Origin of the sequence: Serratia sp. M24T3 (assembly GCF_000257645.1) — a bacterium.
GTDB lineage: Bacteria > Pseudomonadota > Gammaproteobacteria > Enterobacterales > Enterobacteriaceae > Rouxiella.
In genome coordinates this window covers 45,467-63,011 of the sequence record NZ_AJHJ01000027.1, presented here as the reverse complement: position 1 = coordinate 63,011, position 17,545 = coordinate 45,467, and the positions used below count along the sequence as shown (strand labels likewise).

Here is a 17,545-nt window from a genome sequence, read left to right as displayed (position 1 = left end):
TTACTCCCAGGGTAATAAAAGCTGCCGTTCTATCTGCGGATCCTGCAACGTGACGTGCAGTCCCACCAGCCTTACCCCTCGCCCTCCGCGTCGCATCTCCCACGCCTCTTGTGCAACTTTAAGTAAATCAGCCTTGTTCAACACTGGCCAGACATGCTCTTGAGTCGTCTGCTGAAAATCGTGAAACTTGAGCTTTACGCCCTGCCGCGCAATACGCAAACTAGGGCTTACACGAGTCAGGCGCGTTTCCAGCTCCGGATAAAGCCGGTCAATCAGCTCGACGCAGCTTTCCCAGTCGTGGATATCCTCAGCCAGCGTGCGTTCAACGCCCACAGATTTGCGCAGGCGCTCGGAAGAAATCTCGCGCTCATCAATGCCCTGACAGCGCTCCCACAATACGCGTCCAAACTTGCCAAATCTTTTCAGTAATAGTGCTAAATCATAGCGTTGCACATCGCCACAGGTCATCAACCCTTGATCTTCAAGCTTGCGGGCTGTGACTTTGCCAACACCGGGAATTTTTGCCAACGGCAGATCCTGCAAAAAGTCAGCAACTTTGTCAGGTGTGATCACGAACTGCCCATTGGGTTTATTAAGGTCTGAAGCGATTTTTGCTAAAAATTTGATCGGTGCAATACCCGCAGAGGCGGTGAGATTAAGCTCGTCGAAGATTGCCTGACGGATTTCACTGGCCATCAATGTTGCCGAACCGTTGCAGTAGGGGCTATCGGTGACATCAAGATAGGCTTCGTCCAGCGATAGGGGTTCAATCAGCGACGTGTAACGAGCGAAAATTTCCCGAATGCGCAACGAAGCTTCTTTATAGGCCTCGCCACGGCCAGGTATCACTTTAAGATGCGGGCATAGCTTGAGCGCCATCGCGGTAGACATTGCGCTATGAACGCCATATTTGCGAGCCGGATAATTAGCGGTGCTTATCACGCCTCGGCGGTCTTTACTGCCACCAATCGCCAGCGGGATATCGCGCAATGAGGGATCGTCGCGCATTTCAACGGCTGCGAAAAAGCAGTCCATATCGACGTGAATGATCTTGCGCATAGCCCCTTCCCTCTTTGGATAACTGTATAAGTATACAGTTTGATTTTTTAATCTCAAGTCCGATAAAAGGCATTTAAAAGTAGGAATTCAGTGTAATTGGCAGGAGTTTTGTAAAAAGCTGCAAATAAAGGCTTTTTTTCGCCTAATAAAGAAATAAATTACATTTAAGGCCATTGATAAAAATTTAATCAGTATTAATATGGCTACATTCAAACCTATTGAATATTTGTGGCAGTCCGCGACGTAAATGTCTGCGGATAAAAAATAATAGAGTTGTAAATAAAGCAGGATTAAGAATGGTCAGAATCGCGCTGCTACTTGCGATGCTTTTTAGTTTACCCGTTTTTACCATGAGCAGCGCTGTCGCCAGCGAACAGGCTCCGGTACAGGCCGGTGTTCAACAGCAATTATTAGGTTCCCCTGTTTATATTCAGATATTTAAGCAAGAGCGCACTCTCGAACTCTATGCCAAAGTCGAAGATAAATTCCAACTGGTCGGTGCTTATCGTATTTGCGATTTCTCGGGCGGTTTAGGCAACAAACGTCGTGAAGGTGATTTTAAAAGCCCTGAAGGTTTTTATAACATCGATATTCACCATTTGAAGCCTGACAGCAGATTTTATCGCGCTATTAATATCGGCTTCCCCAATGATTACGATCGCGCTCAAGGTTATTCAGGTAAATATCTGATGATCCACGGTAACTGTTTGTCTATTGGGTGCTATGCCATGACCGATGCCTACATGAATGTGATCTTTAATTACGTTCAGGCCGCGTTCGATAACGGGCAGCGCAACGTTGAAATCAGTATCTATCCTTTCCGGATGACTGACGCCAACATGCAATTAAATAGAAATTCTTACTACATTAATTTCTGGCGTCAACTGCAGCCTGGTTATGCCTATTTCCAGAAATACCACCAGCCGCCAAGCGTTTCAGTCATTAACGGCAATTATGTGGTTAATCAATCGCAGACTCTTACGCCACAGCCTTCACAGCTGGCGTTCGCCACAGTGAAATAATGCGAATTCGCCTGGAGCAATCTTGTTCCAGGTTTCATTGCCGGTAAGCGGCTGGGTCGCAATGACCGTGACGACATCGTTAGGTGTCGTCTGCTGCTGAAAATCAATCTCAACATCCTGATCCAACAGCGTGGCTTTGCCAAACGGCGCGCGGCGGGTGATCCAGTGCAGATTGGTTGAACAATACGCCATCACAAAATGCCCATCCGACAGCAGCATATTAAAGACGCCCTTTTTGCGGAGTTCATCGGCCAGCGAAGCAATATAGCGAAACACTGGCGGCCAACTGCGAGGCGTGCGCGGATAACGTTCTGAAAGTTTGTGCAGCAGCCAGCAAAAAGCATATTCGCTGTCTGTTTGCCCAACTGGCCTAAGCTTGCCAGTATCCAGCTGGCGATAACCACGCAGCTGGCCATTATGGGCATAGGTCCAGTTACGGCCCCATAATTCGCGGGTAAACGGATGGGTGTTTTCCAGCGACACTTCTCCACGGTTCGCCTGACGAATATGCGAGATCACGGCCAGCGACTTAATGGGATATTCCTGCACCAGCCGGGCAATCGGCGAGTTAAAGCTGGGCTGGGGGTCTTTAAACGTCCGGCAGCCATTACCTTCATAGAAAGTAATACCCCAACCGTCTTTATGTGGGCCAGTCAGCCCCCCACGTTGCACCAACCCGGTAAAACTGAAGCAAATATCGGTAGGGACATTTGCGCTCATTCCGAGCAGTTCACACATCGCCAGTCTCCTGATAAAACAAAATTGCCCAGGCAGGATTTATTATTCTGCCATCTCTTTTTCAATTAATAATATCAGGATGTGGATGATTTTGATGTGAATTTCTTGCACGCGGTCAGCATAGCCGAAATGTGGAACGCGAATTTCAACGTCGGCACCCAACGAGGCCATTTTTCCGCCGTCTTTACCCGTCAGAGTCACCACTTTCATGCCTTTGGCTTTAGCCGTTTCCAACGCTTTAATGACGTTGCTCGAATTGCCAGAGGTAGAAATGCCCAATAGCACGTCGCCCTTCTGACCCACTGCCTCAAGATAGCGGGAGAAAATGTATTCATAACCAAAATCGTTGCTAACGCAAGAAATGTGGCTAACGTCAGAAATTGCAATGGCCGGATACCCTGGACGATTATCGCGGTAACGGCCCGTGAGCTCTTCAGCAAAGTGCATCGCGTCACAGTGCGAGCCGCCATTACCGCAGGACAACACTTTGCCACCGGCTTTGAAAGAGTCGGCAATCAGCTTTGCAGCACGTTGAATAGACGCAATATTGTTCTCATCGCTGATGAATTTATTAAGTACTTCAGCAGCTTCGTTCAATTCTGTACGGATAATATCCAGGTACATGGCAACCTCGTAGAGTTTCTTAGGCAAATATTCTGCGGTGCAGTGTAGCCGAAAGGGCAAAAGGCTAGAAGTCTTCCAGCCGTCTTACCTACGATACTTTACGCTTTTCACTCTTCGTGCTGTGACTTTGTGACGTAAGTTGTAATTAGGATGTAAACGCGTTGATAAAGCCATTGTCCTGGTCTAAAACCATAGTATCACTTCAACAGGTCAGACCTCCTACAACTTCAGGAGTTTTACTATGATAGTCCTTAGCATCGTTGCTTTATTCGTGCTGATTGGTGCCCTGTTTTATCACCGCGTCAGCCTGACATTAAGTAGTATTGCCCTACTGGTTTATACCGCTGCCTTGGCCGTTATTGGCTTATGGACTCCCTGGCTACTGCTGCCTCTGGCAATCATTCTACTGCCTTTAAACCTCCCTTCTTTACGTCGTTCCCTGTTCTCAGGCCCTGCGCTGCGTGCTTTCAGCAAGGTCATGCCGAGTATGTCGCGCACTGAAAAAGAAGCGATTGAGGCCGGCACGACTTGGTGGGAGGGCGATTTGTTTAGCGGTACGCCAGACTGGAACAAGCTGCATGGCTATCCACAACAAACGCTGACCGAAGAAGAACAGCGCTTTATCGATGGGCCGGTCGAAGAAGCCTGCCGGATGGCCAATGACTTCCAGATAACCCACGAACTGGCCGACCTGCCGCCCGAACTTTGGGCCTATCTGAAAGAACATCGCTTCTTTGCGATGATTATCAAGAAAGAGTATGGCGGCCTCGAATTCTCTGCTTATGCTCAGGCTCGCGTGCTGCAAAAGCTGGCGGGCGTTTCAGGAATTCTGGCGATTACCGTCGGCGTGCCAAACTCCCTCGGCCCGGGTGAACTGCTGCAACATTACGGCACCGAGGAACAGAAAAATCACTACCTGCCGCGTCTGGCGAAAGGTCTTGAGATCCCGTGCTTTGCCTTAACCAGCCCGGAAGCCGGTTCTGATGCCGGTGCAATCCCGGATTTTGGCGTGGTGTGCATGGGTGAATGGCAAGGCGAACAGGTTCTTGGCATGAAACTGACCTGGAACAAACGCTACATAACACTTGCTCCAATCGCGACCGTGCTCGGCCTGGCATTCAAGTTGAAAGATCCTGAACATTTGCTGGGCGATACCGAAGAGTTGGGCATTACCTGTGCGCTGATCCCGACCGATACCCAAGGGGTCGAAATTGGTCATCGCCACTTCCCGTTAAACATTCCTTTCCAGAATGGTCCAACCCGTGGCAACGCAATTTTCGTGCCTATCGACTATATTATTGGCGGTCCAAAAATGGCCGGTCAGGGCTGGCGCATGCTGGTCGAATGTCTGTCGGTAGGTCGCGGAATTACCCTGCCTTCCAACTCTACCGGCAGCCTGAAATCCCTGGCCGTTGCTACCGGTGCCTACGCCTATATACGTCGTCAGTTCAAACTGCCGATTGGTAAAATGGAAGGGATCGAGGAGCCGCTGGCGCGCATCGCGGGCAATGCTTACGTGATGGATGCCGCCGCTACGCTTATCACCAACGGCATTATGCTCGGTGAAAAACCGGCCGTACTGTCGGCAATTGTGAAGTATCACTGCACCCATCGCGGTCAGCGCGCGGTGATGGACGCCATGGACATCACCGGTGGTAAAGGCATCATGCTCGGTAACAGCAACTTTGTCGCCCGTTCGTATCAGGGTGCGCCAATCGCCATTACTGTTGAAGGCGCGAATATTCTGACGCGCAGCATGATTATTTTTGGTCAGGGTGCTATCCGCTGCCATCCTTATGTACTAAAAGAAATGGCCGCGGCTGAAAGCAAAGATTTAACCCGCTTTGACCGCGCCCTGTTTGGACATATTGGACATGTTGGAACCAATAAAGTACGCAGCCTGTGGTTAGGCTTAACCCACGGTCGCACCAGCCGCGCGCCGGTTAATGACGCGACTCGTCGTTACTATCAGCATATCAATCGTCTGAGCGCCAACCTGGCGCTGCTGTCAGATATTTCGATGGGCGTGCTGGGGGGTAGCCTTAAACGTCGCGAACGTATTTCGGCGCGTCTTGGCGATATTCTCAGTCAGCTTTATTTAGCCACCGCTACGTTAAAACGCTATGACGAAGAGGGTCGCAACGAGGCCGATCTGCCGCTGGTGCATTGGGGCGTGCAAGACTGTCTGAATCAGGCCGAGACGGCGATAACCGATCTACTACGCAACTTCCCGAACAGTTTTATTGCTGGGTTGATGACGCTGGTGATTTTCCCGCTGGGTCGGGTACATCGCGCGCCTTCAGACTTACTAGATCATGAACTGGCTCGCATCCTTCAGGTGCCTTCTGCCACGCGAAGCCGCATTGCCCGCGGTCAGTATCTGGTGCCAAGCGAGCATAATCCAGTGGGTCAGCTGGAAGAAGCTTTACGAGATATTATTGCAGCCGAGCCGGTGCATAAAAGACTGTGTGAAGCGATGGGTAAAAAACTGTCATTCACTCGTCTGGATAAGCTGGCGCAGATGGGAATGGATGCCGGTCATTTAAGCGCCGAAGATGCTCGTATTTTATCCCGCGCGGAGGAAAGTCGCCTGCGCTCAATCAACGTCGATGAGTTTGAACCGGACCAGTTGGCGCAGCAAAAAGCGCCAGAGGAAAAACCATCGCCTAAACATACCGAAGCCGCTTAACAGATAGAAAATAGCCACCCTCTCAGGTGGCTATTAGCTTACTTGCTCGTTGTAGTAATGATCACGTTGAGAGAGTTATTGGAAATATTCCAGCTCCCCTTTCCGAGGCTCACCGCCACAGCCGAAACAATGATGAAGATACAGAGGTATCTTTTCATTGCGCGGTCCTTGCTCAGACCGCTTCACGGAACCACCACCGGAGATAACACCGTGAAACAAGCACTAATCTGCGCCTGCGTTTACGGCCGTTAGAAATCCTTTTCTAAACCCGATGCCCACTTGCTTAAGGTGGCGAAAAGGCCCTTAGACACCTTACACTAATTTGGCTTAGGGATCGCTTGACAGAGAATAATATTAAGGTCAAAATTAAATCACTAATCTGTGCTTGCGTTAAGTTAGTTCAAGCCCGCTGGAAAGGCCGCTTACCGGACCAGCACAAAAAAACCGCCATTGGCGGTTTTTTTGTAGGCGGCGCACAGGGCGATTTTCAGAACTTTTTTATAAAAGTCAGGAAATAATCAGCCTTTTTTCGGGCGAACGCGCATAGTAAGACCTTTCAAGAAGTAGCGCAAAACCTGATCACCGCACGGGCGATAGTTCTTGTGGCCTTCTTTACGGAAGAACGCGCTCAACTCACCTTCAGAAACTTTAAAATCAGCAGCAGCCAACACGCCCTGCAAATCTTCAGTTTTCAGTTCAAAAGCCACGCGCAATTTTTTCAACATCACATTGTTGGTTACGCGCTTTTCAACTTCTGGAGCCGGGAAGCGATCGTCTTTACCACGTTTGAAGAAAATCAGACCATTGAGGAAGTTCGCCATCACTTCATCCGGACAAACCATATAGTCCGCTTCGTCTTCTTTTTTCAGATAACGCGACATCACCGCCGGAGTAATAATTGTGCCGGTAGACGCCAGAATCTCAATCAGCCGGCCTTCGCTCAAGTCGAGCATATAGCGTACGCTGCGCAAGACATCGTTATTCATCATAATTCTTTATTCCCGTATGGGTGATTGGTAACCGAGGAACTGCTTGGGGATTACCCGCTGGCGCCTCGTAGCCGGGCATTATACAAGTCTGGGACGCAAGCGCCCCTTCTTTCTGATGAGATATTTGATGTATCACGCAGCCTGAATCAAGGTCAGGCTGCTTTTAAACAATTAAGTGAAGGAAAATTAACCGTTTTGACGGATGCGAGCGATCAGCCCTTCGATATCATCAATTTGTGGCGCAGTAATAATTAGCCACTGGCCTAGACTTAAAGCATGACGCTGGCATTCGTGGCGCATTTCTTGGTCGGCAATGTTTTTCAGGTCAGCAACGTTCGAAAAGCCAATAGTGCGACGTATCAATTCAGAACCGCAATAGCCTACCGCATCATGCCAGATATGCTTGAGATAATGTTCCGCATAGCCCGGAATTTTAAAAGCCTGGTCCTGAGTTTTATCCCGTGCCAGTTGCAGGAAGCGCTCGGAGAAGCTCAGCCACAGATCACGTAAATCCTGTAAACGCTGTTCACGCCCGTCCGCCGCCTCACGCGTAGCCACCAGACCTGGCAATCCACAGTAATTCAGCAGCAGATTCCCCATGGCCGACCCCGGATCAAAACCAATCGGCCCATAAAAACCAAATTCGGCGTCGATCACTTTTAGACGACCTTCAGCGACAAAAATTGAGCCACTGTGCACATCACCGTGCAATAAAGCCTCGGCATTGCTGAGAAAACGCTGTTTAAGATCCCCTACCGCAATACGTAACGGTATATCGGCGCGAAGTTCATCAACAGTAGGTTGCAAAGCAGCGTCATAACAATTGCGCTCATGCTCGATATACGGATCGGTAAAAAACAAATCTTCAGTGATCAGACAAAGCTCAGGGTTAAGAAAGCGACCAACTTCCGATTTTTTATGCTCCGCGTTCTGATAAAGATCTGAAGTATGGAACAGAGATTGCGCCAGATATTCGCCAAGCTGGCTCGCAGCCTGAGGATAGTATTTGCCTTTTACCAGCTCACCGCGCCAGATTTCATAATCAGAGAGATCTTCTTGCACCATCACCGCCAGCTCAGGGTCATGATGAATAACTCTCGCCGTGTGCTGAGGGCAATGCTCATAATGGACAATCAGCGTTTCAGCTTCGATTCTCGAGCGGTCAATAGTCAAAGGCCAGGACTCACCTACACAACGCACGTACGGCAATGCCTGTTTCACAATGACTCGACTAATGCCCTGAGTATCGCGGATTTTAAATACCAGATTCAGGTTGCCGTCACCGATTTCATCGGCAGTTATCAACGACAGTGGATCGTCCACGCCACCAAACTGACGGGCATATTCCACGGCATCCGCGGCGTTAAATGTGTAATAACGTGACATCCTAACCTCTCGTAATCTTTCTTGTGCAACCCGACATGTTATGTGGTTCAACAAAGCCTGAAACCAGAATGGTGCTCGGCAAAAGCAAGTAGCCATAAAAGCATTTAGACGTCTATACATCCGAAACTTATGTTGGCAGAATAAGCAATCAGATGCAACCGCGCAACAGGGATTTCAATCACAATGCAGACTCTCACTACTACCAGTTTACGTATCCGTAAAAGTCAGCTGTGGATACTGGATCAGCAGGCTTTACCACAGCGCGCTGAATGGCATCTTTGTCGCAGCGTTGAAGATTTGGTCGGGCACATTCAGGCTCTGCGCGTGCGCGGTGCCCCACTGATTGGTTTATCCGCCAGCCTGCTGCTCGCACAGCTGGCCGAAGGCGGCATGCCAGTTGCAGATCTGCATCAGGCTCTGATTACGCTTCGGGAATCGCGTCCGACCGCGGTAAATCTGATGAACAATCTGGATCGAATGAAAACCGCACTGGAACAACGTTTTCATGTTCCGGCGATGGTGCAAGAAGCAGAAGGCCTGGTGGGCGAAGATCGTGAGCTGTGTAATCGCATTGCCAGCAACGGCGCGCAGCTGGTAGCACCGGGCAGTCGCCTGCTAACCCATTGTAATACTGGCGGACTGGCCACTGCGGGCGTCGGCACCGCGCTGGGCGTAATCCATCGAGCGCATCAGCAGGGTAACGTTTCACAGGTATGGGTCGATGAAACCCGTCCTTTATTACAGGGCGGACGCCTCACTGCCTGGGAATTAGGCGAGCTGGGCATTCCTTACAAGCTGATTTGTGATTCGATGGCCGCCAGCCTGATGGCAAAAAAACAGGTCGATGCGATTTGGGTCGGCGCTGACCGCATTGCCGCCAACGGTGATGTAGCTAATAAAATCGGCACTTACAGTTTGGCGGTACTCGCGCACTATCACGGCATTCCGTTTTACGTTGCCGCGCCGCATACCACCCACGACTCACACTGCCCTAATGGTGATGCAATACCAATCGAACAGCGCGCAGCGAGAGAAGTCACGGGCGTTTCTGGCAGTTTTGGCGACGTACAGTGGGCACCGCAAGATGCGCAAGTTTACAATCCGGCATTTGATGTCACACCGGCCGAGTTGATCAGCGGATGGGTGCTGGACAGCGGGGTAATATTACCCGAACAGGTCAGAGACGGGATTTTTAAAACAGCCTTGAAAGCTTAGCTACGATTGAGACGCGAGTTCTCCATCCTTGCCGTCCTCCACTGGAAAAAAGTGGGGGACGGGACTTTAAAAGCTGCTCCCTGCCTTATAAGTTAACTAATTCCATTCACATCAATAATTTAGATAAGTTTGCGAGAGGGCTTTTTATTACTCGCCGAGTCGCGGATAAGCATCGGCAATCGCGTCGCCAGTAAAATGTGCGACCCAGCCTTCTGGATTGTCGAACAGGCGTATTGCGGTAAATGACGGCGAACCGCCCATATCAAACCAGTGGCGGGTGTTGGCCGGTACCGAAATCAGGTCATTCTTCTCGCACAGGATCTGGAAAATCTTGCCTTCAAGATGCAGGCAGAATAAACCTGCACCATCAACAAAAAAACGTACTTCATCTTCGCCATGAATATGTTCGGACAGAAACTTGGTACGCAGAACCTCGCGCTGTTCATGGTCCGGACTCATGCTAATCACATCCCAGCTTTGATAGCCCTTCTCGGCCACCAGTTTGTTGATTTCATGCTGATAAGCGGCGATCACCTGTTCAGATTCAGGATTGCTGCCCAGCTCGCGATCCGCCTGCCAGCGCTCGAAGCGAACATCGATTTTCTTCAATTCGGCGGCGATAGCATCACCATCACGACTTTCCCAAACAGGGGCTGAAGGATCGCTATCGCTGAAAATAGTCAGTGCACTCATTGCAAACTCCTGGTGAATGAGATCAGTTAAGTTCTATCTGATCAAAACGGTTAACCTGCCTGTGGTCACTCACTTCGTCTGGCTCGTCGCGAATTAGCTGCACCGTTTGCCAACCCGCTTCACGCGCGGCATCCAATTCCTGGCGAATATCAGACAAAAAGAGCAAATCCTGCGCCGGCAGCAGCAACTGGTCGGCAATACTTTGATAAGACGTTACTTCGCGCTTGGCACCGACGCGGGTGTCGAAATAGTCAGTGAACAGCGGCAGGAGATCCCCTTCTTCGCTGTAGCCAAATAGCAGTCTTTGCGCATCGACCGAGCCTGAAGAATAAACATAAAGTTTGATCCCCTGCTGCTGCCACTGCATCAACTGCGGCACGACGTCAGGATAAACGTGACCGCGGAAATCCCCTTCGGTATACCCCGTGCGCCAGATAATGCCCTGCAACGTTTTCAGCGCCGGTGACTTCTCGTCTTTATCCATATAAACATACAGTTGGTCAACCAAGTCGACAATTTCTGCCTGCGGCTGGTTAATCTCTTCGCGCAATGCATCGAGCGCCTGCAGTACTTCCAAATCCTGTCCATGCCGGGTAATAAAATCGGCAAGGCGCGCTCTGGCATAAGGGAAAAGCACCTGATGCACGAAGCGGATGTCGGTTGTGGTCCCTTCAATATCAGTCACGATGGCACGGATCATTTAGCCTCCAACAGGCGAAGTTGCAGCTCACACTGGAATAAAAACTCCAGTCCTTCAAGATGACGGCGCGCGTGGGCAACAGTTTTGCCCCAACAGGTCAGGCCGTGTCCACGAACCAGAAAACCATAGTGTAGCGGATGAGACTGCGCCCATAAGGCAATCTCTGCTGCCAGAGCGGTAATATCCTGACTATTATCGAAAATTGGGATGATGACCGTATCGAGGTGCGTGTGTTGGCCAGCCAAAGATTTCTGCATTTCATAGCCCTGCAATACCAGCCCGTCGCTGCGTTCAAGGCGAGACAACACGGTAGAATTTACCGAATGGGTGTGCAGCACCGCGCCAACTTCAGGAAACAACTGGTAAATCAGCGTATGTAACCCGGTTTCTGCAGACGGCCTTCTGCCGCTGGGTGCGTGGTTGGTCGCAATCTCGACGCGCAGAAAATCATCGCGGGTCAGCGTGCCTTTATCTTTACCGGATTCAGTAATCAGACAGTATTGATTATCTTCGCGCACCGACATATTGCCGCCAGTGGCCGGACACCAGCCCTTGTCGCCGATCCAGCGGCAGGCAGCAAGCAAAGATTCCAAGGAGTTATTTTCGGTCATTGTTGTTCCCGCAAGCCATGCATTAAGGAAGTCCATCTCGCACTGATTCTGCTTATTATGCTGATTCGCTATGAGCTAGACGATAAAAGCATTTAGCCGTTTAAACATCTAAGCGTCTCGATTGCCAAATATTATCATCGTGCGGTAGTATCAACCAATAGGTATCTATCATATTGGTATCGATGAGTACTATCACGATACGACTTTTTATCGCCCAGACAGCGACCGGAGCAAGAAAAGCCATGAGTACAGCAGCACTTATTCCACAGAGCAAACTGCCCGCATTAGGAACCAATATTTTCTCGCAAATGAGTGCGCTGGCGCAAAAGCATAATGCTATCAATCTGTCGCAGGGATTTCCCGATTTTGACGGCCCGGAGTATCTGCGCCAACAGCTGAGCGTGCACGTTGCGGCGGGGTCTAACCAGTACGCGCCAATGACCGGCACGCCTGCGCTGCGTAACGCGATCGCCGATAAAACCGAGCAGGCCTATGGCTATCGTCCCGATGCCGAAAGCGATATCACTATTACTTCAGGCGCTACCGAAGCGCTGTACATTGCCATCACCGCGCTGGTCTCGCAGGGTGATGAAGTAATAAGCTTCGATCCGAGCTATGACTGTTACGCCCCGGCGGTTCAACTGGCAGGCGGCATCAGCAGGCGTATTCAGCTTCAGCCGCCAGAGTTCAAGGTTGACTGGGCGCATTTCGCCGACCAAATCACCGATCGTACCAAAGTGATTATCATTAATACGCCACACAACCCGACCGCGACTGCATGGAGCGAGCAGGATGTTGACCGACTGTGGCAAATCATCGCCGAACGCAATATTTTCGTGATAAGCGATGAAGTCTACGAACATATTTGCTTCGCCAAACAAGGCCATGCCAGCGTGCTGCTGCACCCGCAGCTGCGCCAGCGTGCGATTACCGTTTCTTCGTTCGGCAAGACCTTCCACATGACCGGCTGGCGTGTGGGTTACTGTCTGGCTCCTGCGGCAATCAGCGCCGAACTGCGTAAAATTCACCAGTTTCTGACCTTCGCAATCACCACGCCGGTACAGTTGGCGCTGGCCGATATGTTACGCGAGCATCCCGAGCACTGGCAGGAGCTGCCTGAATTTTATCAGGCCAAGCGCGATCGTTTGGCCCAGGGGCTGGCGAAAAGCCGTCTGAAAGTGCTGCCAAGCGAAGGCACCTATTTCCTGTTGGTGGATTACAGTGAAGTCTCTGATTTGGATGACGTTGCATTCTGTCACTGGTTGGTTGAACATGTTGGGGTGGCCGCAATACCGCTGTCGGTATTCTGCGCCGAGCCTTTTCCCCATAAACTGGTCCGCCTGTGCTTTGCCAAGAAGGAAGCCACGCTGGACGCTGCCGCGGAGCGCCTGTGTCAACTTTAAAGATTTCGCTGTTGCAACAACCACTGGTTTGGCTGGACGGAGAAGCTAACCTGAAGCACTTTGACTCGCTGCTCGCACCGCTGGTTAATCGTGATTTAATCGTACTGCCGGAGATGTTTACCACCGGCTTCGCGATGCAGGCGCCGGAACGTGCATTGCCGGAATCTCGGGTGATTGAATGGCTGCATCAGTGGGCAAACAGGCTTAATGCCATGGTCGGTGGCAGCGTGGCGCTGTCGACGCCAAAAGGCGCAGTCAACCGTTTCCTGCTGGTTGAACCTCAGGGCAAGGTCCATTTTTACGACAAACGTCACCTGTTCCGCATGGCCGGAGAGCATAACTATTATGTCGCAGGTAAACGCCGGGAGATTGTCGAATGGCGCGGCTGGCGTATCCTGCCGCAGGTCTGTTATGACTTGCGCTTCCCGGTTTGGTCGCGCAACGGCCAGGATTACGATTTGGCGCTGTATGTTGCCAACTGGCCTGCTCGCCGCACCCATCACTGGCAAGCGCTGCTGACCGCCCGCGCGATTGAAAATCAGGCTTATGTTGCCGGTTGCAACCGCATTGGCGACGACGACAATGGCCACCATTACAGCGGCGACAGTCTGATCATCAACCCGCAGGGTGAAGTTTTGGCACGCGCCGAACCGAGTGCTGCGATGACTATCGAAGCAGAGCTCTCTCTGGAAGAGCTACAGGATTACCGCGAAGCCTTTCCCGCCTGGCGAGATGCAGACAGTTTCCTCCGCCACGAATAATTCAACTGATTAATTGCTGATAATTTCCTGATTATCAGCAAAATCCTTTGCGATTAGCTGAACAATCAATGACAAATCTTAATTCTGCTCTTCATCCCTGAACGCCAATCTATAACCTTCAACAAATGTAAACTCACAATGCTTCAGGATAGCTGGTGTAATTCTTGCATTAAATACCCCCGTTAAAACATCTGACAGAGGGTAACTGATGACAATCACGTTTATTGCACACTCCACACCTGAACCTGCATTTTATGGTGCGCTGGCCGCGATACTTGCTGAGTTACGGGCGTTGCCGCTGTGCCACCTGCCGGTCAGTTACGACAGCAAACGCTTTATCAATGCTCGCCAATATATCTCTCCACAGGGACAGCAGATTGCCAGTGGCTTACTGTGGCTCGAGCGTTTGACTGGTCGCGGAGCCGGTGCTGAATTTGACATGGAATCTTTGATAAATCGGGCGCTTAGAGAAGATATTGTTGTCCCGCTAAATCAACCGCTTTCCTGCTCCTGCTATCAGGATATGTTGCAACAGATCCGCGAAAAAGACATCTCCATCGAGTCATTGCAGGTGGTGAAAAATCAGGACCGTTACCAGTTGGAAGACTGCGAAAGTGGCAAAGTACGCAGCAACGGCTGGGCGCGTGACAGCTTTGGCCGCTGGGTGCTCGGCTCAGTAACACAGCCGGTGATGCGTGGTGGAAAACATCTTCATTTGGCAATTTTAGGCGATGCCAGCGAGCATCGCGATAGCTATCCCGCCACACTCGCTGCACTGGGTGATGCCGCCGATGCACTGGCAATGAACATTCAGGTCACTTATATCCCGGCAAATTTAATGGGCAGCCAGCTCGAAAGTACGCTTTTCGATATTGACGGAATTATCTTGCCGGGCCTTGCGGTGCTAGGGTCGGAAAGCGTTCATACCAGCACCGCTAGCCAACTGGCGGTGGCGAAATGGGCGCTCGACAATCAAATGCCTGTACTGGGCATTAACGGCGGCATGCATATGATGGTGGCAGCGCTTGGCCAGAAAGTATTGGGAGACGAAGCGATCGCCCTGCCCGGCCCGTCAACGCTGGGGGCTGTGCAATCCCGCCTGCCATTAATGGATGAGCCAGTGCGACAGGGAAATTACAAGGTAATGTTTAAGTCGGGCAGCAAGTTGGCAAAAGCCATGGGGAGAGAGGTGCAGATGCGCTATAACCAGCGCTGGCGGCTTAGTCCACATTTGCTGGAAAAACTGTCGTGTGAGGGTTTGCAGGTAAGCGGCACCGATGAGTCAGGCCTGTCTGCCGAGTCGATTGAGCTTGAAAATCATCCGTTTTTTGTCGGCGTGCAGGGAAATCCCGAGCTGCAATCTCGCCGTGAACGTCCCCATCCGCTGCTGATGGCGTTCCTGCAACAGGTCCGCCAAAATAACAGAGAGCGGGACGTCAGCCACGATTCGTTGACTAAGAGTGTGCGGTTAAAGCATCCGTATTTCTTAATGGGTTAAACAAGGCGTTCAAAGTCACCGCTGCCAGGCAGGCGGCGCTTATCCCCGAATGCAGCAGAGTTTGTACCCAGTCCGGGAAGTGATCGTAGAAGGTAGGCATCACAATCGGGATCATCCCGAAAGCTATCGAAGTTGCCACCACCACCAGATTCATATTGTCTTTATAATCCACTTTCGACAATGTGCGGATCCCGCTGGCCGCCACCGATCCGAACAACACTACGCCAGCTCCGCCGAGCACGGGTGACGGAACCGATGCCACCATCGTGCCCAACTCTGGCAACAGCCCCAAAGCGATTAAAATTCCGCCTCCGGCCGCAACTACAAAACGACTTTTCACCCCCGTGAGTGCCACCAGTCCAATATTCTGGGCAAACGAACTCTGTGGAAAAGAGTTAAATACCGGCGACAACGCGCTGCTCAGCATGTCAGCGCGTAGCCCTTTGGCGATGCGTTTTGAATCGACCGGCGAGCCGACGATCTCGCCGATCGCCACCAGTCCAGCGGTAGTTTCAGTCAACAATACCAACACAATCAGTAGCATGGAAAGAATTGCGGCGATATTAAACGTCGGTAAACCGTAAGCGAATGGCGACGGTATCGCCAATAATGGACCGTGACCCAGTTCGGAAAAATGTGTCTTGCCGAGAAACACCGCAACTACAGTAGCAAGCACCATGGCCAGCAACACCGCAACGCGGCTAATAGCCTGATTTCCAAAGCGGTTAAGTAGCAAGATCACTGCCAAAGTGAAAGCTGCCAGACCAATATTGCCGGTCGATCCCCAGTCTGCTGCGTGGGCATTGCCGCCCATCGCCCAACGCACCGCCACTGGCATCAATGACAAACCAATCACAGTCACTACCGTACCCGTAACTATTGGCGGGAAAAAACGGATGATTTGTGCGAAATAAGGCGCGATAAACAGACCAATCAATGATGAGACGATGACTGCGCCAAACACCTCTGGGAGACCACCGCCGCCGGTCACGATAGTGACCATGGTGGCGACACCCGCAAATGACACGCCCTGCACCAATGGCAGGCGCGCCCCCACTCTCGGCAAGCCCAGCGTTTGCAGCAGTGTTGCCAGCCCGCTAACAAACAGCGCGGCGGTGATAAGCATCCCGATTTGTGGAGCGCCCAAACCGGCGGCGCTACCAATAATCAGCGGCGGAGCAATGATACCGCCGTACATCGTCAGAATATGCTGCAAACCATAGGCAAAAGTTTTACCCGGCGGCAAACGGCAGTCTTCGGGGGCCTCACATGCGGCGTCGGGTCTGGAATCGTCTTTCATTGAGCCACTCCCCGCTGTCAGCTTCCGCGATAAGTTGAATAAGAATAAGGGCTGAGCAAGATAGGCAAATGGTAATGCGCCTGATCGGCATAAATAATGACGTCAATAATCGCCAGGTTATAAAGAGTTTCACGACCTGTAGCCGCAAAATACTGACCGATGTCGGCATACAAACGATAATTACCCGCTTCTACGCCATTTGGCGTCAGGTCAGTCGCTCGCCCATCGTTGTCGGTGGCAGTTTCACTCATTTTCAGGCTGTGTGGACCGTCGATTTTCTCCAGCCAGACGCGAACCTGAGTTGCAGGTTTACCTAAAGAAGTATCAAGAATATGCGTAGTGATTTTGGTCATCGGTTAAATAACTCCTTAAAGCGCAGCACGGTTATCTGCTGTAACTGTTCGGCGGTTTCCTGCCATTCCTGCTGATCGCTGTTGTGTAAACGACGCTGTAAATGTTCAAGAATTTCCGCTGGCGTTCTGCCTTTGGCACGAATCAGAAACACTCGGTTAAAGCGCTGCTCGTACTGCTGATTGCCCGCAAGCAGGGCCTGAGTCGTTTGCTGTTCGAGTCCTAAAGATGCCTGCTCGGCGCGAGAAAGCGCGGCCTCTTTGCTTTCACCCACCATCCGCTCACCAATACGCGGATGCTGGGCCAGAGCGCCGCCAACTGCCGCTGACTGCCAACCGCTGCTGGCTTGAGTGGCAAAATCTACGGCATCATCGACAGAATTAAACGGGCGAGCGCTGCTCACCGCGTCTACCCACTGCGGGATATTCACGCAAGGGCTTAGCACGGCACGCACCTGCTCCGCTGACAGTGCATTAAATTCCTCTAAGGTCATCTTCGATCCCTGA

The 17,545-nt window shown here is 51.3% G+C and carries 17 protein-coding genes; 6 read left to right on the top strand and 11 right to left on the bottom strand.

Going from position 1 to position 17,545, the window contains the following annotated elements:
• Positions 1–1,059 (bottom strand): DNA polymerase IV, encoded by a 1,059-nt coding sequence (gene dinB, locus SPM24T3_RS17920; protein WP_009638209.1) that lies wholly within the window; start codon positions 1,057–1,059, stop codon positions 1–3.
• Between the two features lie 296 nt (positions 1,060–1,355).
• On the opposite strand from dinB, the gene dpaA reads away from it, so the two are divergent.
• Positions 1,356–2,081, top strand: coding sequence for a peptidoglycan meso-diaminopimelic acid protein amidase (gene dpaA, locus SPM24T3_RS17915; RefSeq protein ID WP_009638208.1), 726 nt, complete (start codon positions 1,356–1,358; stop codon positions 2,079–2,081).
• Here dpaA and SPM24T3_RS17910 read toward each other — a convergent pair.
• Together SPM24T3_RS17910 and lpcA are read right to left on the bottom strand one after the other, a co-directional pair.
• A complete protein-coding gene (locus SPM24T3_RS17910) occupies positions 2,052–2,819 on the bottom strand; it encodes a class II glutamine amidotransferase (RefSeq protein ID WP_009638207.1) in 768 nt (255 codons plus the stop codon). The genes dpaA and SPM24T3_RS17910 overlap by 30 nt on opposite strands.
• A gap of 42 nt (positions 2,820–2,861) precedes the next feature.
• Entirely contained in the window at positions 2,862–3,443 is a 582-nt protein-coding gene (lpcA, locus tag SPM24T3_RS17905) for a D-sedoheptulose 7-phosphate isomerase (protein WP_009638206.1), read from the bottom strand.
• 241 nt (positions 3,444–3,684) lie between these two features.
• Here lpcA and fadE point away from each other — a divergent pair, with 241 nt between their 5' ends.
• The gene (gene fadE / locus SPM24T3_RS17900; RefSeq protein WP_009638205.1) at positions 3,685–6,132 is read left to right on the top strand and encodes an acyl-CoA dehydrogenase FadE; all 2,448 of its coding nucleotides are present in this window, start codon (positions 3,685–3,687) and stop codon (positions 6,130–6,132) included.
• Positions 6,133–6,650: 518 nt separating this feature from the next.
• Here fadE and SPM24T3_RS17885 read toward each other — a convergent pair.
• Together SPM24T3_RS17885 and mtnK are read right to left on the bottom strand one after the other, a co-directional pair.
• Positions 6,651–7,121, bottom strand: coding sequence for a DUF1456 family protein (locus SPM24T3_RS17885; RefSeq protein ID WP_009638204.1), 471 nt, complete (start codon positions 7,119–7,121; stop codon positions 6,651–6,653).
• 186 nt (positions 7,122–7,307) lie between these two features.
• Positions 7,308–8,507 (bottom strand): S-methyl-5-thioribose kinase, encoded by a 1,200-nt coding sequence (gene mtnK, locus SPM24T3_RS17880; protein ID WP_009638203.1) that lies wholly within the window; start codon positions 8,505–8,507, stop codon positions 7,308–7,310.
• A gap of 183 nt (positions 8,508–8,690) precedes the next feature.
• Between mtnK and mtnA the strand changes: the two genes are divergently transcribed.
• Entirely contained in the window at positions 8,691–9,722 is a 1,032-nt protein-coding gene (gene mtnA / locus SPM24T3_RS17875) for an S-methyl-5-thioribose-1-phosphate isomerase (RefSeq protein WP_009638202.1), read from the top strand.
• Positions 9,723–9,869: 147 nt separating this feature from the next.
• Here the strand turns inward: mtnA and SPM24T3_RS17870 are convergent, their stop codons facing one another.
• From SPM24T3_RS17870 to SPM24T3_RS17860, 3 genes are read right to left on the bottom strand one after another with little or no spacing between them, the layout of a single operon-like run.
• Complete coding sequence (locus tag SPM24T3_RS17870; RefSeq protein ID WP_009638201.1) at positions 9,870–10,415, bottom strand: acireductone dioxygenase; 546 nt, start codon at positions 10,413–10,415, stop codon at positions 9,870–9,872.
• A 22-nt stretch (positions 10,416–10,437) separates the two neighbouring features.
• The gene (gene mtnC / locus SPM24T3_RS17865; protein WP_009638200.1) at positions 10,438–11,115 is read right to left on the bottom strand and encodes an acireductone synthase; all 678 of its coding nucleotides are present in this window, start codon (positions 11,113–11,115) and stop codon (positions 10,438–10,440) included.
• Positions 11,112–11,726, bottom strand: coding sequence for a methylthioribulose 1-phosphate dehydratase (locus tag SPM24T3_RS17860; RefSeq protein ID WP_009638199.1), 615 nt, complete (start codon positions 11,724–11,726; stop codon positions 11,112–11,114). Before SPM24T3_RS17860 ends, mtnC begins: the two co-directional genes overlap by 4 nt.
• Before the next feature lie 242 nt (positions 11,727–11,968).
• Between SPM24T3_RS17860 and SPM24T3_RS17855 the strand changes: the two genes are divergently transcribed.
• The 3 genes from SPM24T3_RS17855 (at position 11,969) to SPM24T3_RS17845 (ending at position 15,388) form a co-directional block, all read left to right on the top strand.
• Positions 11,969–13,129, top strand: coding sequence for a pyridoxal phosphate-dependent aminotransferase (locus SPM24T3_RS17855; RefSeq protein ID WP_009638198.1), 1,161 nt, complete (start codon positions 11,969–11,971; stop codon positions 13,127–13,129).
• Positions 13,117–13,890, top strand: a complete 774-nt coding sequence (locus SPM24T3_RS17850) for an amidohydrolase (RefSeq protein WP_009638197.1) — start codon at positions 13,117–13,119, stop codon at positions 13,888–13,890. The genes SPM24T3_RS17855 and SPM24T3_RS17850 overlap by 13 nt, the downstream gene beginning before the upstream one ends.
• Before the next feature lie 208 nt (positions 13,891–14,098).
• Entirely contained in the window at positions 14,099–15,388 is a 1,290-nt protein-coding gene (locus SPM24T3_RS17845; RefSeq protein WP_009638196.1) for a gamma-glutamyl-gamma-aminobutyrate hydrolase family protein, read from the top strand.
• Here the strand turns inward: SPM24T3_RS17845 and SPM24T3_RS17840 are convergent.
• The 3 genes from SPM24T3_RS17840 to uraD are packed head-to-tail and all read right to left on the bottom strand — an operon-like array spanning position 15,345 to position 17,532.
• Positions 15,345–16,688, bottom strand: coding sequence for a nucleobase:cation symporter-2 family protein (locus tag SPM24T3_RS17840; RefSeq protein WP_009638195.1), 1,344 nt, complete (start codon positions 16,686–16,688; stop codon positions 15,345–15,347). The genes SPM24T3_RS17845 and SPM24T3_RS17840 overlap by 44 nt on opposite strands.
• Positions 16,689–16,705: 17 nt before the next feature.
• Positions 16,706–17,041 (bottom strand): hydroxyisourate hydrolase, encoded by a 336-nt coding sequence (uraH, locus tag SPM24T3_RS17835; RefSeq protein ID WP_009638194.1) that lies wholly within the window; start codon positions 17,039–17,041, stop codon positions 16,706–16,708.
• Positions 17,038–17,532, bottom strand: a complete 495-nt coding sequence (gene uraD, locus SPM24T3_RS17830) for a 2-oxo-4-hydroxy-4-carboxy-5-ureidoimidazoline decarboxylase (RefSeq protein ID WP_009638193.1) — start codon at positions 17,530–17,532, stop codon at positions 17,038–17,040. The genes uraH and uraD overlap by 4 nt, the downstream gene beginning before the upstream one ends.
• Positions 17,533–17,545: the final 13 nt, after the last annotated feature.